This is a genomic window from Streptomyces sp. NPDC002698, from assembly GCF_042888945.1.
Taxonomy (GTDB): domain Bacteria; phylum Actinomycetota; class Actinomycetes; order Streptomycetales; family Streptomycetaceae; genus Streptomyces.
This window is the reverse complement of sequence record NZ_JBIAQM010000061.1, coordinates 1-21,871: the sequence shown is the minus strand read 5'-3', so window position 1 is coordinate 21,871 and position 21,871 is coordinate 1. Positions and strand designations below refer to the sequence as shown.

General features: G+C 71.6%; 24 protein-coding genes and 2 tRNA genes. 18 read left to right on the top strand and 8 right to left on the bottom strand.

Annotated elements, in window-relative coordinates; genetic code table 11:
* Positions 1-89 precede the first annotated feature (89 nt).
* Both ACFYW9_RS39580 and ACFYW9_RS39575 read right to left on the bottom strand, forming a co-directional pair.
* Positions 90-980, bottom strand: coding sequence for a DUF2797 domain-containing protein (locus tag ACFYW9_RS39580; protein WP_389159873.1), 891 nt, complete (start codon positions 978-980; stop codon positions 90-92).
* An 86-nt stretch (positions 981-1,066) separates the two neighbouring features.
* Positions 1,067-1,570 (bottom strand): hypothetical protein, encoded by a 504-nt coding sequence (locus ACFYW9_RS39575; protein WP_389159872.1) that lies wholly within the window; start codon positions 1,568-1,570, stop codon positions 1,067-1,069.
* Between the two features lie 321 nt (positions 1,571-1,891).
* On the opposite strand from ACFYW9_RS39575, the gene ACFYW9_RS39570 reads away from it, so the two are divergent.
* Positions 1,892-3,253 carry a helix-turn-helix domain-containing protein gene (locus ACFYW9_RS39570; RefSeq protein ID WP_389159871.1) on the top strand — a complete coding sequence of 454 codons (1,362 nt, stop codon included), beginning with the start codon at positions 1,892-1,894 and terminating at the stop codon, positions 3,251-3,253.
* 427 nt (positions 3,254-3,680) lie between these two features.
* On the opposite strand, the gene ACFYW9_RS39565 is transcribed toward ACFYW9_RS39570, so the two are convergent.
* Both ACFYW9_RS39565 and ACFYW9_RS39560 read right to left on the bottom strand, forming a co-directional pair.
* Positions 3,681-4,127, bottom strand: a complete 447-nt coding sequence (locus ACFYW9_RS39565; protein WP_389159870.1) for a hypothetical protein — start codon at positions 4,125-4,127, stop codon at positions 3,681-3,683.
* Positions 4,128-4,587: 460 nt separating this feature from the next.
* Complete coding sequence (locus ACFYW9_RS39560) at positions 4,588-5,055, bottom strand: NUDIX hydrolase (RefSeq protein WP_384234216.1); 468 nt, start codon at positions 5,053-5,055, stop codon at positions 4,588-4,590.
* Between the two features lie 18 nt (positions 5,056-5,073).
* Here ACFYW9_RS39560 and ACFYW9_RS39555 point away from each other — a divergent pair, with 18 nt between their 5' ends.
* The 15 genes from ACFYW9_RS39555 to xerC all read left to right on the top strand — a co-directional run bounded on the left by ACFYW9_RS39555 (position 5,074) and on the right by xerC (position 13,540).
* Positions 5,074-5,853 carry a GntR family transcriptional regulator gene (locus ACFYW9_RS39555; RefSeq protein WP_389159869.1) on the top strand — a complete coding sequence of 260 codons (780 nt, stop codon included), beginning with the start codon at positions 5,074-5,076 and terminating at the stop codon, positions 5,851-5,853.
* 139 nt (positions 5,854-5,992) lie between these two features.
* Positions 5,993-6,346, top strand: coding sequence for a hypothetical protein (locus ACFYW9_RS39550; protein ID WP_389159868.1), 354 nt, complete (start codon positions 5,993-5,995; stop codon positions 6,344-6,346).
* Between the two features lie 2 nt (positions 6,347-6,348).
* Positions 6,349-7,707, top strand: coding sequence for an FtsK/SpoIIIE domain-containing protein (locus tag ACFYW9_RS39545; RefSeq protein ID WP_389159867.1), 1,359 nt, complete (start codon positions 6,349-6,351; stop codon positions 7,705-7,707).
* A 65-nt stretch (positions 7,708-7,772) separates the two neighbouring features.
* On the top strand, positions 7,773-7,991 hold the full coding sequence (locus tag ACFYW9_RS39540) for a hypothetical protein (RefSeq protein ID WP_389159866.1): 219 nt from the start codon (positions 7,773-7,775) through the stop codon (positions 7,989-7,991).
* Positions 7,991-8,671, top strand: coding sequence for a DUF2637 domain-containing protein (locus ACFYW9_RS39535; protein WP_389159865.1), 681 nt, complete (start codon positions 7,991-7,993; stop codon positions 8,669-8,671). Before ACFYW9_RS39540 ends, ACFYW9_RS39535 begins: the two co-directional genes overlap by 1 nt.
* 23 nt (positions 8,672-8,694) lie before the next feature.
* Positions 8,695-8,919 carry a hypothetical protein gene (locus ACFYW9_RS39530; protein WP_389159864.1) on the top strand — a complete coding sequence of 75 codons (225 nt, stop codon included), beginning with the start codon at positions 8,695-8,697 and terminating at the stop codon, positions 8,917-8,919.
* Complete coding sequence (locus ACFYW9_RS39525) at positions 8,889-9,080, top strand: mobile element transfer protein (protein ID WP_121403279.1); 192 nt, start codon at positions 8,889-8,891, stop codon at positions 9,078-9,080. Before ACFYW9_RS39530 ends, ACFYW9_RS39525 begins: the two co-directional genes overlap by 31 nt.
* A gap of 10 nt (positions 9,081-9,090) precedes the next feature.
* Positions 9,091-9,246, top strand: a complete 156-nt coding sequence (locus ACFYW9_RS39520; RefSeq protein ID WP_351873553.1) for a hypothetical protein — start codon at positions 9,091-9,093, stop codon at positions 9,244-9,246.
* Between the two features lie 26 nt (positions 9,247-9,272).
* Entirely contained in the window at positions 9,273-9,605 is a 333-nt protein-coding gene (locus ACFYW9_RS39515; protein WP_389159863.1) for a SpdD-like protein, read from the top strand.
* Positions 9,606-9,697: 92 nt separating this feature from the next.
* Positions 9,698-10,255: a GGDEF domain-containing protein gene (locus ACFYW9_RS39510; protein ID WP_389159862.1), complete on the top strand. Its 558-nt coding sequence runs from the start codon at positions 9,698-9,700 to the stop codon at positions 10,253-10,255.
* A gap of 91 nt (positions 10,256-10,346) precedes the next feature.
* Entirely contained in the window at positions 10,347-10,532 is a 186-nt protein-coding gene (locus tag ACFYW9_RS39505) for a hypothetical protein (protein WP_389159861.1), read from the top strand.
* Positions 10,532-10,735 (top strand): hypothetical protein, encoded by a 204-nt coding sequence (locus ACFYW9_RS39500; protein ID WP_389159860.1) that lies wholly within the window; start codon positions 10,532-10,534, stop codon positions 10,733-10,735. The genes ACFYW9_RS39505 and ACFYW9_RS39500 overlap by 1 nt, the downstream gene beginning before the upstream one ends.
* The gene (gene repSA / locus ACFYW9_RS39495) at positions 10,723-12,114 is read left to right on the top strand and encodes a replication initiator protein RepSA (protein ID WP_389159859.1); all 1,392 of its coding nucleotides are present in this window, start codon (positions 10,723-10,725) and stop codon (positions 12,112-12,114) included. The genes ACFYW9_RS39500 and repSA overlap by 13 nt, the downstream gene beginning before the upstream one ends.
* Positions 12,111-12,317: an excisionase family DNA-binding protein gene (locus tag ACFYW9_RS39490; protein WP_384799787.1), complete on the top strand. Its 207-nt coding sequence runs from the start codon at positions 12,111-12,113 to the stop codon at positions 12,315-12,317. The genes repSA and ACFYW9_RS39490 overlap by 4 nt, the downstream gene beginning before the upstream one ends.
* Positions 12,314-13,540, top strand: coding sequence for a tyrosine recombinase XerC (gene xerC / locus ACFYW9_RS39485; RefSeq protein ID WP_389159858.1), 1,227 nt, complete (start codon positions 12,314-12,316; stop codon positions 13,538-13,540). Before ACFYW9_RS39490 ends, xerC begins: the two co-directional genes overlap by 4 nt.
* A gap of 77 nt (positions 13,541-13,617) precedes the next feature.
* Here xerC and ACFYW9_RS39480 read toward each other — a convergent pair.
* Together ACFYW9_RS39480 and ACFYW9_RS39475 are read right to left on the bottom strand one after the other, a co-directional pair.
* Positions 13,618-13,690: transfer RNA gene (locus ACFYW9_RS39480), tRNA-Arg, on the bottom strand.
* 239 nt (positions 13,691-13,929) lie between these two features.
* Positions 13,930-14,020 (bottom strand) — tRNA-Ser (locus ACFYW9_RS39475).
* 157 nt (positions 14,021-14,177) lie between these two features.
* Between ACFYW9_RS39475 and ACFYW9_RS39470 the strand changes: the two genes are divergently transcribed.
* Positions 14,178-14,756 carry an SSI family serine proteinase inhibitor gene (locus ACFYW9_RS39470; RefSeq protein WP_389159857.1) on the top strand — a complete coding sequence of 193 codons (579 nt, stop codon included), beginning with the start codon at positions 14,178-14,180 and terminating at the stop codon, positions 14,754-14,756.
* A 246-nt stretch (positions 14,757-15,002) separates the two neighbouring features.
* On the top strand, positions 15,003-19,154 hold the full coding sequence (locus tag ACFYW9_RS39465; protein ID WP_389159856.1) for a PAS domain-containing protein: 4,152 nt from the start codon (positions 15,003-15,005) through the stop codon (positions 19,152-19,154).
* Positions 19,155-19,256: 102 nt separating this feature from the next.
* Here ACFYW9_RS39465 and ACFYW9_RS39460 read toward each other — a convergent pair whose 3' ends face one another.
* Together ACFYW9_RS39460 and ACFYW9_RS39455 are read right to left on the bottom strand one after the other, a co-directional pair.
* The gene (locus ACFYW9_RS39460; RefSeq protein ID WP_389159878.1) at positions 19,257-20,900 is read right to left on the bottom strand and encodes a long-chain fatty acid--CoA ligase; all 1,644 of its coding nucleotides are present in this window, start codon (positions 20,898-20,900) and stop codon (positions 19,257-19,259) included.
* Positions 20,901-21,012: 112 nt separating this feature from the next.
* Positions 21,013-21,606 (bottom strand): SigE family RNA polymerase sigma factor, encoded by a 594-nt coding sequence (locus ACFYW9_RS39455; protein ID WP_351875211.1) that lies wholly within the window; start codon positions 21,604-21,606, stop codon positions 21,013-21,015.
* Positions 21,607-21,871: the final 265 nt, after the last annotated feature.

Here is a 21,871-nt window from a genome sequence, read left to right as displayed (position 1 = left end):
CCCGTCATCACCGAAGCGCCGCACACCCCTTCTCCTCCTTCTCCCCCTCACCCCTCCCTCCCCTGTCCCCTCCCCCTGCCTCTGTCCCCTCAGAAGAGGCCGTCCTGAACACCGGTGTCCGTCGCGGGCAGCTCCCGTACGGGAAAGGTGATTCCGGAGTCCTGGTCCACGTCCGTGCCGCCGACGCCGGTCAGGTCCCACCCCGTCATCAGCCGGGTGTCGAGGACGACGACTCCGCGTCCGGTGAGGAGATGGAGATCGGGACCCGCCGCGGCGCGCAGCTCTCCGCCGGCCGATCCCCCCGCGGCCAGTTCGCGCACGACCCCCCGCGCGGGCGGAAGTCCGGCGAGCGCGAACAGGTCCGTGTGGTCCACGGGCTCGAAGGGCGCGCGCCGGAGCGACTCCGGCCAGCCGTCGAGATCCCCGGCACGCCCGTGCAGCTCCCGGATCTCGGCGACGCGCTCCCCGGCCCCCGGCAGAGCCGCCCGCACCGCCCGTTTGTCGGCGTACGGAATCCGGTCCGGCACCCCGAGCGCGGCCCGCAGCAGTTCCTCGGCCCGGCGGGCGGCCATCAGCGGCCCTTGCCCCAGCCAGCTGAAGGTGACGGCGCCCTGCTCCAGAAGGCGGGTGGAGCCCCGCTCGACCCGCGTGATCCCCACCTTGACCAGGCCGGGCCCGAACCACGCGAGATACACGCGGTACGGCCGCGGGTCATCGGCCAGTGTGTCGGCGGCCACCGAGTGCGCCCGGTCCAGCCACGCGCACTCCTCGCACCGCGCCCCCGTACCGCGCGGCGACACCACGGCCCGCACGGGACACGCGTTCCCCCGCGCCCCCACGCAGGTCCGCACACCCCCGTCCACGACGCCGAACGCGATCCGCCGCCCCGGGACCAGCGGGCTCGTGCGCCCCCCGCCCCACACCAGCACGGGCCCGTCCCCCGACCACCGCAACCCCGAACACGTCCACACCCGCCGCACACGACGACAGTAGAGCCCCCCACCGACAAGCACCCTGACCAGTGGGGGATCACCCACGGGACGCACGGTCCCGCGGCAGCCGTCCGCTACTTGGCCGGGCTGATGCTGACGATGCGGTGGTTGGGGGTCATCACGACCGAGAGCTTGACGGTGCCCCCCATGCCCCAGCTCAGGGTGACGACGGCCTCGGTGGAGTCGCCCTTGCTCTTCTCGGTCACCGTCCACCGGGCGGGGATGCTCTGGGCGCGCAGGACGCCGTCCGCGTGGTTCGTGCGTTCCCAGGCCGCCAGCTTCTTGCTGAGCGCGGAGTCCAGGTAGTGGGCGCGCAGGTCGTTCATCAGCTTGGTATTGGGGTCGGAGCCGTTCTGGGCGTCGATGTAGGCGCCGTAGAAGTCGGCGATGCCGGTGAGCGCGTCGTCGGCCGTGCCGCTCACGGTCCGCTGCTTGGCGGCGGCCGCCAGCGGAGCGCGGTGCGGTGCGTCGGTCTGGGAGGCGTGCGCCGAGACGCCGAGCCCGAGGCCCAGGGCGAGGCCGGCGGTGACGGCCGCGATACGGCGGAGGCTGCGGCGTCCGGAAGTGTTCCCGTGCATGGTGTGTCCCTCGGTTCCGAGTCGGTGTACGTCGTCGCACGGGACCGCCGGACGCCCCGTCGAGGGTGCGTTCGGCCATGGGTGTCCCCGTGGACGAGTGGGTGGTCTGGATGCCGCTCCCCTGAACACGCCGGCCGGTGGGGCCGTACCGCTGGGGGCGACACCAAGAGCATCGGCGGCCCTGGGGGACCGCGGCAATCACTGCCGTCCGGTCCGCAACGGTGGAACCATCCCAGGGCAGTTGACGTGCAGAGATATGGACCCCTTGGGATGCCGTTCCGGGACGGGACGGACCGATACGAGCGGAGGTGGGCACGGGCCATGGCCGCGGCCGACGACGACGTGACGAGGTTCGCGGACCGGCTGGCACGCCTCAAGGCCCGCACGGACCGCAGCTACGCGGCTCTCGCCCGGCGCCTGGGAATGAACGCCTCCACGCTGCACCGCTATTGCGCGGGCGAGGCGGTGCCGCTGGACTTCGCCGTGGTGGAGCGGTTCGCCGTGCTGTGCGGAGCCTCGTCCCAGGAGCGCGTGGAGTTGCACCGGCTGTGGATCCTGGCGGTCGCGCAGCGGCGCCGGCCCCGCCCGCGTGAGACGCCCCCCACCGAGCCGAGCGCCCCGCAAGGCGGCGCGGAGGGTGGATCGGACGGCGGCGCGCAAGACGGCGCCGCGGACGGGAACGACGGAACTCCGGAGCGGGGGAACACACCCGTACCCCTCGCGTCCCCCGCACACCCCACCGGGCCCGGTCCCCTCACGGAGCCCACGGCGGACGCGCCGAACGCACCTGACGCACCGCCCGCGGCGGACGCCGTGCCCGCACCGGACGTCGTGCCCGTGACCGCGGCCGGGCGGCCCTCCCGCGCCTGGTACCGGCGGCGTCCGGCCGTCGCGTTCCTCCTGACCGCCGCGGGGCTCCTGGCGTTTGCGGCGTTGCCGGGCCTTCCGGGGTACCCGGAGCTCCCGACCCAGGGTTCCCCCGGCAAAGCCTCACCGCGCGGCGGTCCGGCGGCGTCACCCACCGGCACCCCGGCGCGGCCGTCCACCCCGGCCGTCCCCTTCATCTGGACCGTGAACTCCCACGTCTGGGACGGGGACTGCGGCCACGACTACGTCATCGGCAAACCCCCGGGCCAGGTCCCCCCGCCGCCGTCCGCCGAGGACGCCGAGGTGTGGGCGAACGCCCAGGACGCGGTGCACGGCGGGGAGACGATCGTGCGGGTGTCGGTGCAGGGACGCAGCTCGGCGGCTGTCGTCCTGGAGACCCTGCACGTCCGGGTCGTACGCCACGCCGCGCCCCCGGACGACGGAGCCTTCGTCTACGACACGGCCCTGGGCTGCGGCGGGGGCGACACGCCCCCGTCCTTCGCGGTGAGCCTCGACGCGCACACCCCCGTCCCCCGGGCCGTGTCCGGGAAAAAGGGGGACGAGACCCTGACGGCGAGGCGCCTCCCGTACCGGGTCTCCGTGGAGGACCCGGAGGTGCTGCTGGTCAAGGCACGCACCGAGCACTGCGCGTGCGACTGGTACCTCGACCTCGACTGGTCCTCGCAGGGCCGCACCGGCACCATCCGGATCGACGACCACGGCCGCCCCTTCCGCACCGCGGGAACCGCCGGGCTCCCGCACTACTCGTACGCCGAATCGCCCCGGCGCTGGGTCAGGGCGCCCGCACACGACTGATCCCGAGCCCGTTCCTTCACCGGCCCGCCCCCGAACACCACCCCGACCGAACCGCTCACGGTTCCCGAGGGGTTGACCTGACCCACGCACGCCAAAGGCCCCGCCGGTTGAACCGGCGGGGCCTCTGATCTGTGTGCACTCGGCAGGATTCGAACCTGCAACCTTCTGATCCGTAGCTCTATAGAGATCAGTCGCTGACGGTCATACCAGCCCCTCCAGAGCCTTTGCAGGGCGCTGATGGTTCGGGTCGGTTGCTGTAGTTGCTGTACTTCACTGCGGTACAGCAGCTGCCCGCGCTGTGCCATGGCACGGGAGTGGCACGGCTCAACAGCCGTCAAAGGGGGTGGGTCCATCCATAGCGTGCAGGGCAGTGTTGCGGCGAACCCTGGAATCCGTCGGATGGTGGGCGGGCTTCGACGGCTGAAGCCTAGATGTAGGCTGACCGCTCCGCACCGCAGGAGCCGTCTTGTATGTGCAGCGTTGAGTAACTGCCCCTGCAAGCCCTGAACGTGACGATTTCCCTTGCCGACTCAGGAAGGTCCTTGTTCTTAAAGCGCCAACCTGCGTCGGAACCCGCATTGTTCCAGATGTGCCCGTAACGCACGATCCGGCCGTTGGCGTCCACCACCTCCCAAGCGACGACGCCCGAGAGACCGTCCTCCCAGGTGTCCTTGACGCCGAACCAGTCACCGTCAGCGTAGAAGCACGCCTGGGACCACGAGCCGGTCGAGGTACAGATTGTGTCATTGCCCGGGTTCTCGGTGCTGCTAGCGAGATCGTTCTCGAGGGTGAGAGCGGAGGCGCTGGTGACGGTCAGCATGGTGGCGGCAGCAACGGCGCCTACGACTGTAGCTATACGCGATCTCAATGTCATGATCAGATCATATGCCCAAGATTCACTCTGTGGTCATGCTCCAGATGTAGACAACCTGTCCCAACGACTGGCCCCGGCTCCCATCCCGTCTGCCGTCGACCCACACTCCGTGGAGCGGGCGTGGTTCAGGGCGTCAAGGTGGAGCGCGCCACTGTACGAACGACCTTGACGCCCTGGGCCGCGACTGCTCGGCTCTGCCTGGGTCGACGGCAGACGGGATGGGAGCACCCCGCGCACGCCACACTCGGCCGGCATACGCGAACGGCGCCCCGCCATCTCGGAGCCTGAGCGCCCCCGCCGGAGGCATGTTCTGACCGGAGCGCTCCGTGTCCGGGCCTCTACGCATGAGCCGTAGCTCGCTGCGGCCCCTGGGGCCGACCCCGGCGCCGAAGGCGCAGAGGGGTCGGGCCCCAGGGGCCAGCCCGCGCTTGCGCGGGCACTTGATGAAGTAGAGAAAGTTCTACCGCGCTGCGATCAGGCGCTTGCCGTCATGGCTCCGCACATGGGGGCCGTTGCCGTCCAGGGCATCCAAGAGTCGGATTGCGAAGACCTCCGCCATGCGCTCGTTGACCTCTTCGGGTGTGAGCCAGTCAACCGCGGTCGATTCGCTGGACGTGCGTTCGGTGCCCCCGGAGGGCTTGCACCGGAAGACCAAGGCGACGACGCCCCTGGTCGTGTTCTTGTAGACCCCGGTGAGCTGGTCCACCTCGACGTGGATGCCCGTCTCCTCCAGGACCTCGCGGACGACGCCGGCCTCGGGGGTCTCATCGAGCTCGAGTACGCCGCCAGGGAGCTCCCAAGTGCCGTTGTCCGCACGGCGGATCGCCAGGAGTCGGCCGTCCTCACCGATCACCACTCCCGCTACAGACACGGAGTGCAGCGGCGTTGACTCACCTTCCTGGGCACTGTTACTCATGTGCAGGAGCATAGGAGGAAGAGAAGGACTATGGGAACAGCAGTAGGAGGTGAGCGGCCCGTACCTCGCTACGTACAGATCGCCGACGAGATCGTGCGGCAGATCAAGGCTGGCGTCCTCAAGCCAGGCGACATGGTGCCCAGCGAGTCCGAGCTGGTCGACCGCTACGGAGTTGCAGGCGGCACGATCCGTAAGGCCATGGTCGAGGTGCGCGCGAGTGGACTGGTCGAGACGCGGCACGGCAAAGGCTCGACCGTGAAGGATCGACCGCCGGTCCGCCATCGATCCTCCGACCGCTTCCGGCGCTCACTTCGGCAGGGTGGCAAGGCTGCCTATCTCGCCGAGTCCGAGCAGTCTGGCGCCACAGCCAAGGTGAGCGTCCTCTACATCGGCCCGATGGAGGCCCCGGAGGATGCCGCGGAACGATTGAGCGTCCCCGCCGGCACTCAGGTGCTCGCCCGACGGCGTCTCTACTTCCGCAACGGCACGCCAGTCGAGACGGCGACGTCGTACCTCCCGTGGGACGTCGTGAAGGACATCCCCGAGCTGTTCGCCGAGAATCCCGGCGGCGGTGGCATCTATGCCCGACTCGAAGACCACGGGCACGAGTTCGTGGAGTTCGTCGAAACGCTGCAAGGGCGTCCGGCTTCCAAGGCGGAGTCCTCGGAGCTGGCTCTCAGCCCCGGCGCCCCGGTCATCCACCTGATCCGTGAAGCCCGTACGACCGAGGGTCGCGTGGTGGAGGTCTGCGACACCCTCATGGCCGCTGACCAGTTCGTTTTCGAGTACCGGATCCCCGCAGTCGACTGACGCTCCCTCAACTTCCCTCAGCCCGTCGCGAGTTCTTCTTCGCGGCGGGTTGACTCATGTACAGGAGTCATGCACTCTTCTTCATGTCACTCATACACATGAGTGACGGAGTCCAACCTCTATAGAGGAGTGAATCTCTGTGCGTCAGATCCCCGTCGACACCACGAATGCGACCGTGATGGTCGCCAAGGCTCCGCAGCCGAAGGTCAAGGACCGTCGTACCGGTGAGATCGCCGTGGACAAGGACGGCGTCACGCTGATGACGGTGGAGGTGATGTTCTCCACGCCGGATGAGGTGGAGATCCTGAAGCTCACCGTTCCCAAGCCGGGCGTTTCCGAGGACCTGGTCATGGGGACCCCGGTCGCGCTGACGGGCCTGGTGGCCTCGGCGTGGGAGAACGAGTTCAACGGGCAGAAGCGGCACGGGATCGCGTTCCGCGCGGTCGCGGTCACCTCGCTCGCCGGTGCTGGCTCGGCGTCGAAGGCGGCCTGATCATGACCGGGTTAACGGTCGCCCTGCTGGTGGTGGTCGTTGCTGCTGTCCTGGTGCTGCGGTGGCGGCGTCCGGCCTGGTACTGGCTGGCCTTCGGTGCCGCCTTCGCCACGGTGCGAGTGCTGGTGCACTACACGTCGGTGATGGATGCGTGCAGGCTGACCGTGCCGCCCTCGCGCTGGCGTCTGGCGCTGGCCCGGATGACTAACCGGCCCGTCCCGGAGTCGAGGGCTCCGCGCATCCTGCGGCTTCGCCCTACCCGGACCGGCCTGGTCCTGCGCCTCAAGCTCCGCCCCGGACAGGACGCGTTCGACGTCTCGGCGGCCACCGACCGGCTGCGTCACTCCTTCGGGATGTACGGCGTGACCTCCCGTGAGCTGCGCTCCGGTGTGGTCGAGGTGCGGATGACCGGCTACGACGTCCTCAAGCGGGTCCAGATGCCCGCCAAGGCTGATCCGGCGCCGATGCGGGTTCCGGTCGCCCTGCGCGAGGACGGGGCCGTGCACTACCGCGACTACCGGGCCGTCCCGCACGGGCTCACCCTCGGCGCCACCGAGTCCGGGAAGTCGGTCTACCAGCGGAACCTGGTGGCCGGCCTCGCCCCGATGGACGTCGCCCTGGTCGGCATCGACTGCAAGCAGGGCGTGGAGCTCTTCCCGCTGGCGCGACGGTTCTCCGCGCTGGCCGACAACCCCGACACCGCCCTCGACCTGCTGGAAGCGCTCGTCTCGCACATGGCGGACGTCTATCAGGTGATCCGGGCTGAGCAGCGGATCACGGTGAACGTGCCGGACGCGGAGATCGCCGCCGACATCTGGGACCTGCCCGACCACCTGCGCCCGACTCCGATCGTGGTCCTGGTGGACGAGGTCGCCGAACTCGCCCTCTTCGCGTCCAAGGACGAGGAGAAGCGCCGGGACCGGATCATCACCGCCCTGGTCCGCCTCGCCCAGCTCGGCCGGGCCGCCGGCATCTATCTGGAGATCTGCGGGCAGCGTTTCGGCTCCGAGCTCGGCAAGGGCATCACGATGCTGCGGGCCCAGCTCACCGGCCGCACCGCCCACCGCGTCAACGACGAGTCCTCGGCGAACATGGCCTTCGGGGACATTGCCCCGGACGCCGTCCTGGCCGCGATCCAGATCCGCACCGACACTCCCGGCATCGCCGTGACCGGCGACTCCTCCGGCGGCTGGGCCCGCATCCGCGCCCCGCACACCTCCCTCCGGGCGGCGGTCAACGTCTGCAACCGCTACGCCGACCGCGCCCCGGACCTGCCCGCCCTCGCACCGTTCCGGCCCGTCGTCGGCGCCCTGACCCCGGCCGCTGAGCCGCTAGCGAAGGCCGCTCCGGTCACCGTCTGATCTCTCCCGCTCTCCGGTTGGCGTGACCGTCTCGCGCCGGGTCCCTACCCCCTCCATGCCTGCTGATGGGAGATCCCGCCATGTGCCCCGACTGCGAGGACTTCGCCCGCACCGTGCTCCTGCTGGGCCAACTCGCCCTCTACGCCGACGCATCCGGCGCCGATCACAGCTTCATCGACGCCGTCGGCCCGTCGCTGGCCGCGTCCCTGCCGGAGCCGCCGCCCGGCACCTTCCCGCCCGGCTACGACCCGGCCGACGGCCCCGACTACCCCGGCAGCCTCTGATGGCACGGCCCGCGTTCCGGGTGGACGCCGTCCTGGTCCAGGCCGTGATTGCCGGAGCTCTGTCTTTCGCCCACCTGCACGAGCTGGCCGACGCTGCCGGTCAGAGCGGGTGGAAGGGCTGGGCCTACCCGGTCAGCGTGGATCTGCTCCTGGTCGCCGCCTGGCGCCGACTCCGGTCGGATGGGCCGTCGCGGCTGGCCTGGTGCTGGTTCCTGATCGCCCTGGTGGCCTCGCTCGGCGCGAACGTCGCCACCGCCGGATTCCTCGACCTCGCCCACCCTCCGGCCTGGCTGCGCTTCGGCATCGCCGGATGGCCCGCCCTCGCCTTCCTCGGCGGCACCCTCCTCGCCCACTCACACACCGCCGAGGACGAGGACCTGGAGCCAGTTCGGCCGGCCCCCGCAGTCCCGGTTCCGGCGCCCGAGATCGAGCGGGAATCCGTCCCCGATCCGCAGCCCGAACCGGCACCGCTTCCCGCGGCCGAGGACACCCGGGCCCTGGCACCCGCTCCCGCGGCTTCGCCGCTTCCGTCGGTCCCGGCCGCGCTGGTCGACCACGCCCGCAAGCTCGCCGCCGACCACCAGGCCCGCACCGGCGCCCGGATCGACACCGACACCCTGCGCGCCCGCCTCGGCGTCCCGCCCCAGCTCGCCGACGCCATCGCCACCCAGCTCACCTGACCCGAACGAGAGGAGACCCCCTGATGCCCAACGACCCGGCCGACCTGACGAGCGCCGACTACCTCGACGGCGCACGGGAGATGGACGCCGCCAAACGCCCCTACCTGGCCCACCTGCTCGCCGAGGAAGCCGCCCGGCGCACCACCGACCCGGCCACCGCACGCAGCATCCGCGCCCGGTTCCCCGACCCCACCACCGACCGGAAGGAGAACCCGTCATGCCCGCCCGCGACCACTTCCACTCCGTGATGCGGATCGGCCCGGTGCAGATCGGCACCCACCGCGACCGCCACGGCCACACCAAACACGCCGCCGTGTGCACCAACGACCACTGCGGATGGTCCGCCGACTACTCCAGCCAGACCGCCGCCCAGCTCGCCGCCCGCACCCACCACTGCACCGCCCGCTGAGGAGACACCCGTGGACGTCCCGCTCTGGTTCGCCCTGATCGTCGTCGGCTGGCTCGGCGTCAAACTCATCCGCCCGCCCTGGTGGCTCGTCGCCGTGCTCCTGCTCGGCGGCTACCTCCTCGCCGACAGCGTCCTCGCCCCCGTCATCGACACCACCGTCAAGTAACCACCCACGAAGGGAGACCCCCCGTCATGCTCCGCCCCAAGGTCCCGGCCATGCCCCAGCCCACCGGCCACATCACCCCGCCCACCCGGCTCGTCGAGCCGACCACCGTCATCCAGCAGAGCCCGCAGCACTTCGCGCCCGGCCCGGCCACTGCCCCGGCGTCGGTACCGGCGCGGCCGGCCGTGCAGCTCACCCCCGGCTCCGTGATCGCGCTCGTCGGCGGCGGCGCGGCCGTGGTCCTGGTCGTCGGCGCGGTCCTGGTTTCGCTGCTCCTCGCGGTCGCCGTCACCGCCGCGTCCGTCGCCGTCTGCGCCCTGGTCATCCGCTCGCTGGTCGCCTCGGACAACCGGCGCCGCTGAGCGGGTCTTCGGACGGTGTCACAAGCCACCAAGCATCGCCGCCGTCCGGACAGCTCCCGCACCTCTCTTCCAACCTGCCTTGAAGGAGAACCGTGGACACCCAAGCGCTCGCCCTCGTCCCGCCGTTAGTCGGCTGGGCCGCTCACTCCGGGTTCCTCGCCCACCGGCTCGCCGTTGCCCGCCGGGACCCGCTCACCGGCCTGCACACCCGGGCCGGATGGACCGCCCGTGCCACTCGCCTCATCCACCGGCACCCGGACGCGCTCGTCGTCCTGGTCGACCTGGACGACTTCAAGACCCTCAACGACACCCACGGCCACGCCGCCGGAGACACCGCGCTCACCGTGGCCGCATCCCGCCTCGCCGCCTGGTGCGGTCGGCACGGGATCGCCGGACGCCTCGGCGGAGACGAGTTCGTCGCCATCACCACTCAGGCCACAGGCCCGGACCTCACCGAGCTGGGTTGCGCGCTGCACCGGCCCTTCCTCCACACCGGGCAGACGCTGCCGCTGGCCGCGTCCGTGGGCTCCTGCCGTCTGGCGGACCTGCCCACCCGGACGCTCCCCGGAGCTCTCGCCGCCGCCGATGCCGCGATGTACGCGGCCAAGGGACGCGCCGCACGCCGCGGGCACCGCCCCGCCGCTTTCTGACCGGCCCTCCGGGCGGCGCACAAGCCACCAAGCATCGCCGCCGCCCGGACGGTCCGGCCCCTTCCAACCGCAATCGAAAGGAACCACCAGCATGACGCACCACACCCGACGTCGGGCCCGGATCTGCCCGAACTGCGACGGCTTCGCCTCCGTGGCCGTCACCCTCGGCGGCCGCGACCGGCACGGACTCCTGCGCACCATTACCGCGCACTGCCCGGCCTGCCACGGCACCGGCACCACCACCCGCCCCGCCGCCCGCCAGGCGGTGAGCGTCTGATGCCCCGCAACTGGAGCCGCGGAGTCGACCGCATCCCGCCCGACCCCATCGACGGCGACTACGACCGCCTGAAAAAGATCGTCAAGGCCCACCACCTGCACGACAAGGACCGGACCGCGAAGCCCACCCGCTCCGGCCGCTCCTCCAACGAGACCTCCAGCAGCAACGCCAGCACCCCTCAAAAGCGGGGATGGTGGCGTTGAACCTCGCCACCCAGCTCGACCCGGTCACCCTCGGCGATCTGCTGAGGGTGGCCTCGGCCGACGACTTCGACCGCTGGCACGAACAGATCCGCCGCACCGGCGGCTGCGCCGACCCCATCCACCTCACCGGCTGGACCCTCACCAAGGACAAGACCACCGGCCAGACCCTTCACCACTACTCCACCGAGACCGAGCCCAGCGGACGGCTCCGCCTCGCCTGCGGCAACCGGCGCGCCTCCCGCTGCCCCTCCTGCGCCTGGACGTATGCGGGCGACACCTACCACCTGATCCGCGCGGGCCTGGCAGGAGACGACCGCCGCGACATCCCGTCCACCGTCCGCGACCACCCCCGCGTCTTCGCCACCCTCACCGCCCCCTCCTTCGGCCCCGTCCACAACCGCCCCGACCGTGGCGTCTGCCGCTGCGGGACCCGGCATCCGGCCGACGATCCCGCGCTCGGCACGGCGCTCGATCCGGAGACGTACGACTACGCGGGCGCCGTTCTGTTCAACAACCATGCGGGCAACCTCTGGCAGCGCTTCACCAACCGGCTCCGCCGTGAGATCGCGGCCCGCGCGGGTCTGTCACAGCGGGAGTTGAAGGAGTCGGCCCGGCTCTCCTACGGCAAGGTCGCCGAGTTCCAAAAGCGCGGCGCCCTGCACTTCCACGCCGTCATCCGCCTCGACGGACCGGACGGACCCGACACCCCTCCCCCGTCCTGGGCGACGGCCAGCCTCCTCACCGACGCCATCCACGCCGCCGCGACCCACTCCTACACCTCGGTCTCCGTCCCGGCCGCCGAGGACCAGCCCGCCCGCACCTTCCGTTGGGGCACCCAGCTCGACATCCGCCCCATCAAGGCCTTCGGCGACGGCTCCGACATCACCGAACAGGCCGTCGCCTCCTACGTCGCCAAGTACGCCACCAAGGCCGCCGAGAACACCGGCACCCTCGACCGCCGCATCGGCGAACTCGCCGAACTCGACCGCCACCACATACCCGACCACACCCGCCGACTCATCGAAGCCTGCAAACAGCTCGACCCGCTCTACCCCGACCGGCGCCTCTGGGCCTGGGCTCACATGCTCGGCTTCCGCGGCCACTTCAGCTCGAAGTCACGCCGCTACTCCACCACCCTCGGCGAACTCCGCCAGGCCCGCGCCGACTTCCGCGCCGCACAGGAACGCGAAGCCCTCGGCCTCGAGGACCACGAGCCGGACACCGTCCTCGTCCTCGCCGACTGGCAATACGCCGGCCACGGCCACACCCCCGGCGAATCCGCCCTCGCCGCCACCATCGCCCGCGACCTCCAGCACAACCGCGAGACCGCCCGCGAAGCCCTGCAAGACCAACTCAACTGGGAGGAAGCCGCAGCATGACCATGGCTGTGATCGCACGCAAATGGCACACCACGGCAGAGGTGGCCGAGATGCTCGGCTTCAGCCTGTCCAAGACCAAGATGCTCGTACTCACTGGCGAGATCCGCTCCGTCAAGGTCGGACGCAACCGGCGCATCCTCCCAGCCTGGGTGGACGAGTACATCCAGCACGTCACCGCCGACGCTGAGAGGGCATCAGCATGAGCGGCAAGCGCGGCAACGGCGAAGGTTCGATCTACCCGTACAAGAACGGCTTCGCGGCGTACGTCTGGGTGACCAAGCCGGACGGCAAACGGGCCCGCAAGTACGCCTACGGCAAGACGCGCGAGGACGTCCACGAGAAGTGGCTCGCGCTCCACGCTGAAGCGAAGCGGGGCCCAGTGGTCACCCGTCACCGGACGCTGTCCGCCTTCCTCGCGTACTGGCTCGACTCGATCGTGAAGCCCAACCTCGCCCCGTTGTCGTACGTCTCGTACGAGGGATACGTGCGGCTCTACATCGCCCCGCACCTCGGGCCCAAGAGGCTGGACAAGCTGACCGTCCGGGATGTGCGCGAGTGGCTGACCAAGCTGGCGACTGTCTGCCAGTGCTGCGCCCAAGGGAAGGATGCCAAGCGGGAGCCCAACCGCCGGAAGTGCTGCGCGGTCGGGGACTGCTGCGAGGCCTACCCGTCCCGGCGGGTGATCCAGGGGTCTCGGGATGCCCTGCGCGCCGCGCTCACTCATGCGGTCACCGAGGAGGAGATCACCAAGAACGTTGCCTCCCTGGTGAAGGTGCCCAAGCCCCGGCGTCGTCGGATCAAGCCGTGGTCCGTTGCCGAGGCGGGCCGGTTCCTCGCCGATGCGGCTGCCCGCGATGACCACCTCTTCGCGGCCTGGGTGCTCGTGCTGTCCCTCGGCCTACGCCGTGGTGAGGTGCTCGGCCTGACCTGGAAGTCCGTCGACTTCGAGAGGGGTGAGCTGTACGTGGATCACCAGATCCAGCGGGCCGGTCGGCAGATCCTGCACCGCGAGACCAAGACGGAGGACTCCGACGACTTCCTGCCGCTGCCCGCGCTCTGCCTCAAGGCGCTGCGGATGCGTCATGCCCAGCAGACCGGTGACCGGAAAGCTGCCGGGGAGCTCTGGCAGGACAGCCACGGCCTGATTTTCACCACGAAGTACGGAACTCCGATCGAGCCGGGCAACCTGACCCGCATGTTCGCGCTGCGGGCTCGCCGCGCCGGCCTCCGGATGATCCCTCTGCGGAACACCCGGCACACGTGCAGCTCGCTCCTGGTCGCCCTCAAGGTCCACCCGAAGGTGGCGCAGCGCATCCTCCGGCACTCGCAGATCGCCATGACGATGGAGGTCTACGCCGAGGCGAGCGAGGAAGAAGTGCGCTCGGCGATCGGCAAGCTGTCCGACGCCATGGGCGGTACGGGCTAAGACGGTTGCTGTACTTCGCTGCTGTACGGCGCGGAAACGCAAGAGGCCCCGGATCTCTCCGGGGCCTCTCACCTGTGTGCACTCGGCAGGATTCGAACCTGCAACCTTCTGATCCGTAGTCAGATGCTCTATCCGTTAAGCTACGAGTGCTTGTTCTGTTTTTGTTCTTGTCTTCGCTCCCCGGGCTTTTGCCCCGCTCGCGGCGACAGGAAGAACATTACATGACTGCCGCCGCCATGTGAAATCCGTTTGCCTCACCCCTTGTGAGCTGGGCAAACGTGCTTCTGGGCGCTTGTGCGCGTCCCGGACGCCGGCGCGTTCGGCGGCCCTCGTGGACCCCTGGAACGCCGAAACCCCGGTCCAGTGGACCGGGGTTTCGGATCTTCGCGCGGAGGCGGAGGGATTTGAACCCTCGATGGGATGTAAGTCCCAAACCGCATTAGCAGTGCGGCGCCATAGACCGGACTAGGCGACGCCTCCCGCACAACCCCTCACGCGAGCGCGAGTGGTGCGTGCAGATGATGACACAGTCGAGGACCGCGTCACCAATCGCCCCCCACGGTACTAGGGAGATGCGCCGCACTGCAAAGCCCCCACGAGCACGCAACCGGGTGGGTCTCCCCGCGTTAGGCAGGTCATGTTGCGCCGACTGCTCCTCACCGCCGCCGTGTCAGCCGCCACCGCCCTCTCCTGGGCGCCCGGAGCCACCGCCGGCACCCCCTCCGACGCCCCCGGGGTGTCCCCCGTACCCGTGGCGCCCCCCGCCGGGCCCGCCGCCGTGTTCACCGGCGGACCGTCGTCGCTGTTCCCCGGCGGGGTCCCGGTGCCGGCCCGGGCCGGCACCGCCCTGCCGTCCCTCATGCCCCCGCCGGCCCGTCCGGACGACTCCGCCGACCGGCTGACGGTGACCGTCGACGGCGTGGGCGGCGGCGCCGACGGGACTCTCGAGCTGGAGTGCCACCCGGCCGGCGGCACCCATCCGCACGCGGCGGAGGCCTGCGACCGGCTGGACCGGATGACCACCTGGGGCAAGGACACCTTCGCCCCGGTGCCGCCGGACGCCCTGTGCACGATGGTCTACGGGGGTCCGGCCACCGCTCATGTCACGGGAACCTGGGCGGGGCGCCCCGTCGACGCGCGCTACGACCGCTCGAACGGGTGCGAGATCTCGCGCTGGAACGCCCTCGCGCCCGTCCTGCCCGACGCCCGCGCGTAGTGCGGAAGGAACGGAGGACACGGCGAAGTCACAGTGATCTCACGGTGCTCTCACGGTTCCGTACGGTGAAATGCGTGGTCACAGGTTCTACGCCGCTTCTGCGTCTCATATGTGTGCGACCTCCCTCTCATCCGGCATCGCGAGCGCAACCTCTGCCCGTAGACTCCCTCGCGTGACACGCCGCGGACCGGTTGGCAAGATGGCCTCCGCGGGCGGCAAGGTGCGGTAACAGGGAGGAAGCGTCTCGTGAGCAGCAGGCCATCCCGAGGCGCTGCTCGCCTCGCAGCCATACTGGACGCGCTGCCGGATGCGCTGGTCCTGGTCAACGCCAACGGGACCGTCGTCAACGCCAATACGATCGCCCTGGAAGCCTTCGAGACCCCGGGCACCGCTCTGGTGGGCCGCGGGCTGCTCGATCTGCTTCCCGAGTTCGACTCCCGGCTGATCCCCGGCTCCATGCGGCGCCCCGACACGACCGACGAGCGCGGGCGCACCAAGCCGACCCGGATGATCGCGCGGCGGACCGACGGCTCGGAGTTCCCGGTCGAGGTCACCAGCGCGAATCTGGAGAGCGGCCAGCAGGCCTACGACAACTACGGCCCCACCCCTGACGAGCTGCTGATGCTCGTCGTACGCGATCTTTCGGGCACCGTCGACACCGAGGCCGAGCTCGCGCGCTCGCAGCGCCAGACCGAGATGATCCTGCGCGCGGCGGCCGAGGGTGTCGTCGGGACGGACACCGAGGGGCGGGTCGTTCTCGTCAACCCCGCCGCCGCCCAGATCCTCGGATACCGGGCCAGCGACCTCGGCGGCAAGGACCTGCACGAGCTGATCCTGCACTCGCGGGCGGACGGCGAGGCCTTCCCCTTCGAGGAGTCGCCGCTCGCCGACACGCTGCGCTCCGGGCGCAAGCACCGGGTGCGCGGGCAGGTGCTGTGGTCGAAGTCCGGGGACAAGGTCCCGGTCGACCTGACGACCTCTCCGGTGCGCGACGGGGACCAGCTCGTCGGTGCCGTCATGACCTTCACCGACCGGCGCCCGTACGACACCCTGGTCGAGGAGAAGGAAGCCGCCGCCACCCGGCACGCCGAGGAACTGGAACAGATCGGCGAGGAGCACACCGCCGAGCTGGCGAAGCTGCGTGAGCGGCACGCCGCCGAGCTCACCGAGCTGACCGAGGAGCACGAGGAGGAACTCGCCGCCGGCGAAGAGCGGTACGCGTCGCTCGGCGAACGGGAGAAGGACCGCTACGAGGCGCTGGCCGCCCGGCACGAGCAGCTGCTCGCCGTCCTCGGCCACTCCCTGCGCGGACCCCTCGACCAACTGCGCGGCGAACTCGCCAAGCTCGCCGCCGACGACGCGGGGCAGCTGTGGCCGGAGGCCAACCAGGTGCTCCACCACCTCGCGGCCGGCTACTCGCGGATCACGACGCTCGTCGACAACGTCCTCGGCTACCAGCGGCTGGACGCGGGCATCGAGACGATCTTCCGTACGAACGTGATGCTGGACGCCGTGGTCGCGGCCGGTGTCGAGGGTGCCGTCGACCTGATCGGGCCCGGACGCGTGCAGTTCGCCGTGCACGCGCCGCCCATCGAGGCCGAGGTCGACCCGGGGCGTCTCGCGCGCGCCCTCGCCCACCTCGTCGCGGACGTCGCGGGCGTCGACGCGACCGGCAACGCGCCGGTGTCGGCGGGCGGTTACATGGACAACACGGTCGTCGTGGCGGCGGCGCAGCGCGGCGAGGTCGTCCGTATCGAGGTACGCGGGCCGTACGCCGGGGGAGACCCGGTGCACGAGCCGATCGTGCGCGGGATCGTGCGCGCGCACGGCGGTGTGCTCCAGACGCACGAGGTGCCCGGCATGAGCGGCAGCGCCTACGTCCTGGAGGTGCCCATCGGCGGCGGGGCGGGCGCGGTTCCGCCCGGCACCGGTGTGGCGGTCGGCGCCGAGATCGCCCTTCCCGAGCAGGCCCCTCAGCAGAGCGGTGGCCGGCGGCGGGCCCGGCGGGCCTCCACGGACGCCTTCCTGGAGAGCGAGGAGTCGGGGGAGACCGGACCGGGGGCCGTCGAGGCGGCCGGCGCGACCGCTCCCACCGGGCGCCGTCGCCGCCGTGCGGCGGAGGAGCAGGCGGCCGGCGAGCCGGCGGTTCCCGGGCAGGAGCAGCCGGGCGACGGCACCGAGGACGCCTCCGGCGGCACCGGACGACGTCGCGGCCGGCCCAGCTCCGTCGAGGGCACGGGCGACGCCCCGGCCGAGGGCACGCCCGCCGGGGTGTCCGAGGGCGCGGTCGTGATGGCGGGCGAGCACGGCTCGGGCACCGCGGCCGTGGGATCCGGGCTGGGCGGGACGGTGCCTCCGCAGGGGGTGCCGGTACCGGTGCCCTCCGGACGGCGCGCGCGCCGGGACGGTGAGCAGAACGCGCTGCCGGCGGCGCCCGTCGCGACGGCTCCGGACGGTGCGACGGCTCCGGACGGCGGTCCCGACGACGACGGCACCGTCGACGAGGCGGGCCGGCCGACCGGGCGGCGCCGCCGTGCGCTGGCCGCGGCGGCCGAGCGTGCCGCGGCGCAGGAGACGGGCGCCCGCGCGGTGTTCGCGCTGCCGCCGGCGGAGGCGGACCGTTCGCCGGAGTACGTCCGGGCCGAGGCCCAGGCGCAGGCCGCGCAGGTCCAGGCCGCCGAGGCCCAGGCCGCCCAGGTCCAGGCGGAGCGGGCGCAGGTGGCCCAGGCCGCACAGGATCAGGTGCAGGCCCAGGTCGCGCTGGCCCAGCAGCCCGACGGCCGCCACGACGCGATGCGGCACGACCCCGACGACGATCACACCCCGCCGCAGCCGCACCCGGCCTCCGCCCCGACGGGCCGCCGCCGTGCCCGTCAGCTCGCGGAACCGGCTCCCGAAGCGGCGCCCGGGGCACCCGCGCAGGCGGTCCCGGCGCAGGGGCTTCCCGGACAGCCGGTGCCCGCGCTCGGGCGGGCGGTCCCGGCGCAGGGACTTCCCGCTCAGGGCGCCCCGGTCCCCGCCACCGCCGGGCGGCCGGTTCCCCCCGGCCTGCCCGCCGTCGCCGCGCAGCCGGGTTCCGCCCCGGCGGCCGCGATGCCGGCGCCCGCTCCGGTGGCGCAGCCCTGGCCCGACGCGAACAACACCACCGGTGCCGGTGCGCAGCCCGCGCTCCCGGCGGCGGCCCCGGCCGCCCCGGCCGTCCCCGCCCCGCTCCCCCCGGAACGCCCGGCCGCGCGGGTCGCCCAGCCGCTGCCCGCCGAGGCGACGCCCGCGTCCGCCCCGGCCGACCCCAACTCGACGCAGGGCCGTGCCATAAGCGTGCGCACGCTCGGCCAGGGCGTTCCGTTCGCCCGTCAGGTCGCGGCGGCCCAGCCGGGCGGCGGCGTCCAGGCCCCGACTCCCCCGCACGGGACGAACGGCGGGGGCCGCCGCCGCAAGCTCGGTACGCCGCCCGAGCCCGCCGCCGAACGCCCGGAGACGGGCGCGCGCGCTCTTCCGCAGGGCGCCCAGCCCGGTGCCGGACCCCGGCGGCCCGGCACCACCGAGGGCGCCGGACGGTCCTACGCCATAGGAGCGCCGGACGAGAACGCCGCCGAGGGCCCCGAGCCGCTCGACGGTCCCGGCGGTGCCGTCGAGGTCGCCGACCAACCGCAGCCGCGTCCCGTGGACGACGAACTGCCCCCGGAGCCGCTGGACAACCCGCGGCGGCTGCTCGTGTGGCCGGCGCCCGACGCCGGCACCCAGCAGGCGCTGACCGACCGCGGCTACCGGCCGGTCATCGTGAACTCGCGCGAGGAGGTCGACGCGCAGATCGCCGCGTTCCCCGCCGCGCTGTTCGTCGACCCGCTGACCGGCCCGATCACCCGCACGGCGCTCCAGTCGCTGCGCCAGGCCGCCGTCGCGGCCGAGGTGCCCGTCCTGGTGACGGCCGGACTCGGACAGGCGACGCGCGAGGCGGCGTACGGCGCCGACCCCGCCGTGCTCCTGAAGGCACTGGCACCGCGCGATTCCGAGCAGCACCCGCCGCGGGTCCTGCTCATCGAGGAGCACGCGGAGATCGCGCTCGCGCTGACGGCGACGCTGGAGCGGCGCGGGATGCAGGTCGCGCGCGCCTCGACGGACGAGGACGCCGTCACCCTGGCCGCGCAGATGCGGCCGAACCTCGTGGTGATGGACCTGATGCAGGTACGGCGCCGACGGGCCGGAATCGTCGACTGGCTGCGTGCGAACGGGCAGTTGAACCGCACACCGCTCGTCGTCTACACGGCCGCCGTCGACGCGTCCGAACTGCCGCGGCTGGCCGCGGGGGAGTCGGTGCTGTTCCTCGCCGAGCGCTCGACGAGCGACGAGGTCCAGGACCGGATCGTCGACCTCCTGGCCCGCATCGGTACCAACTAAGGGCTGTCCCGTACGACCGCGCCGTACGGCCGTGGAACACGCGCAGGCCGGGCGGGGAGCCTCAGGGTTCCCCGCCCGGCCTGTGTGTTCAGGTCATCCTCGTCAGAGCTTGGTCACGTCCAGGCTGCCCTCGGCGTACCTCTTGCGGATCACCTTCTTGTCGAACTTGCCGACGCTCGTCTTCGGGACGGCCTCGACGATCGACCAGCGCTCGGGGAGCTGCCACCTGGCGATCTTGCCCTCTTCGGCGAGGAAGGCGCGCAGCGTCTCGAAGTCGGCGGCGGAGCCCTCCCTCAGGACGACGGTGGCCAGCGGCCGCTCGCCCCACTTCTCGTCGGGGACGGCCACGACCGCGGCCTCGGTCACGTCCGGGTGGGACATGAGGGCGTTCTCCAGGTCGACCGAGGAGATCCACTCGCCGCCCGACTTGATGACGTCCTTGGCGCGGTCGGTGAGGGTCAGGAAGCCGTCGGCGCTGATCGTGCCGACGTCACCGGTCTTGAGCCAGCCGTCCTCGCTGAACTTGTCGGCGGGGCGCAGCGGTTCCCCGTCGTTGCCGCCGTAGTAGGCACCGGCGATCCACGGACCCCGGACCTCCAGTTCACCGGCGGACTCGCCGTCCCACGGGAGCCGTTCGCCGCCGGGACCGGTGAGGCGGGCCTCGACGCCCGCCGGGAAGCGGCCCTGGGTGAGGCGGTAGGCGAACTCCTCGTCCGTACCGACCGCGTGGGCCGGCGGGCGGGCGACGGTGCCGAGCGGGGAGGTCTCGGTCATGCCCCAGGCGTGGCTGACGCGCATGCCCAGACCGTCGAAGGCGGCCATGAGCGAGGGCGGGCAGGCGGAGCCGCCGATCGTCACCTGGGTGAGGGAGGAGACGTCACGGGGCTTGGCGGTGAGTTCGGCGAGCAGTCCCTGCCAGATCGTGGGGACGGCGGCGGCGTGCGTGGGCCGCTCGCTCTCGATCATCTCGGCGAGCGGGGCGGGCTGGAGGAAGCGGTCCGGCATCAGCATGTTGATGCCCGACATGAAGGTCGCGTGCGGCAGGCCCCAGGCGTTGACGTGGAACTGCGGGACCACGACGAGGGTCGTGTCGAGGTCGGTGAGCCCCATCGACTGGGCCATGTTCACCTGCATGGAGTGCAGGTAGATCGAACGGTGGGAGTAGACGACACCCTTGGGGTCCCCGGTGGTCCCGGAGGTGTAGCACATGGCCGCGGCCTGCCGCTCGTCGATCTCCGGCCAGTCGAAGACGTCCGGCTTCCCGGCGATCAGGTCCTCGTAGTCGTGCACCCGCACGCTCGTGCCGTCGAGCAGCGAGCGGTCGCCGGGACCCGAGACCACCACGTGCTCCACCGTCGGCAGCTGGGGGAGGAGCGGTGCGAGCAGCGGGAGCAGCGAACCGTTGGCGAGGACCACGCGGTCGGCCGCGTGGTTGACGATGAACACGAGCTGCTCGGCCGGGAGGCGGAGGTTCAGGGTGTGCAGCACGGCGCCCATGGAGGGGATCGCGTAGTACGCCTCGACGTGCTCGGCGTTGTTCCACATCAGGGTCGCGACGCGCTCGTCGCCCGTCACCCCGAGGTCGTCGCGCAGGGCGTGGGCGAGCTGGTTCGCGCGCCGGCCGGCCTCGCGGAAGCTGCGGCGGTGCGGTTCGCCCTCTCCCGTCCAGGTCGTGATCTGCGACTCTCCGTGCACCAGAGCCCCGTGTTCCAGAATGCGGGTCACAGTCAGCGGTACGTCCTGCATCGTGCTCAGCACGGCGTCCTCCCGGGGGCGACATTGCCTACGCGGTAGTAATGGGTTGCGCTGATTCTGCGCACATACCGCGCGGTATGTCACTAGGACCAGGAATGATCGATCAGCGCAGGGCCCGCTCGGACACCGGACGGGGGCCTTCCTGGCGAACGGGTATCAGCTCGGGGTCCTCGCGCAGTTTGCCCAGCGCGCGGGAGACCGCCGACTTGACCGTGCCGACGGAGACCCCGAGGACCTCCGCGGTCTGGGCCTCGCTCAGGTCCTCGTAGTAGCGCAGCACCACCATCGCCCGCTGCCGCGCCGGCAGCTTGGTGATCGCCCGCCACATCGCGTCGTGCAGCGCCTGCTGCTCGGCGGGGTCGGGGGCGGGGAGCCCCTCCGGCTCCGGCAGTTCCTCGCAGACGAACTCGTCGACCTTGCGCTTGCGCCACTGCGACGTCCGCGTGTTCAGCAGGGCGCGCCGCACATAGCCGTCCAGGGCCCGGTGGTCCTCGATCCGGTCCCAGGCGACGTACGTCTTCGTCAGGGCCGTCTGCAGCAGGTCCTCCGCGTCGCTCGGGTTCGCGGTGAGCGACCGGGCGGCACGCAGCAGCACCGGCTGCCGCGCCTTCACGTACGACGAGAACGACGGGTACGAAAGGGTCCGTGCCGCCCCGGTGGCGGCGTTCGAGGCGCTCGTGCAGACGAGTGTGGTCATGCCTCCACGCTAGGTTCGCGCCCTCGTCCGGCGGATCGGCCGCAGGTCCCGGAGCCGTGTCCGCCTCAGGTTGTAGAGACGGTGCCGCCCTCACCTCCTGAAGGTGGACAAGCGGGTCACCCGTCTGAGGGTTCACCCCTGAGAGACGGCCGCCGGGCGCGGTTCCCGTCCGGTGGTGGGTCGGGGCCGTGCCGGTGCATCAGCCCGTCGCCGTTGGGTGAGGCGTGGGCGTCGGTGGCGACGGGCATCGATGTACCGGCACGGC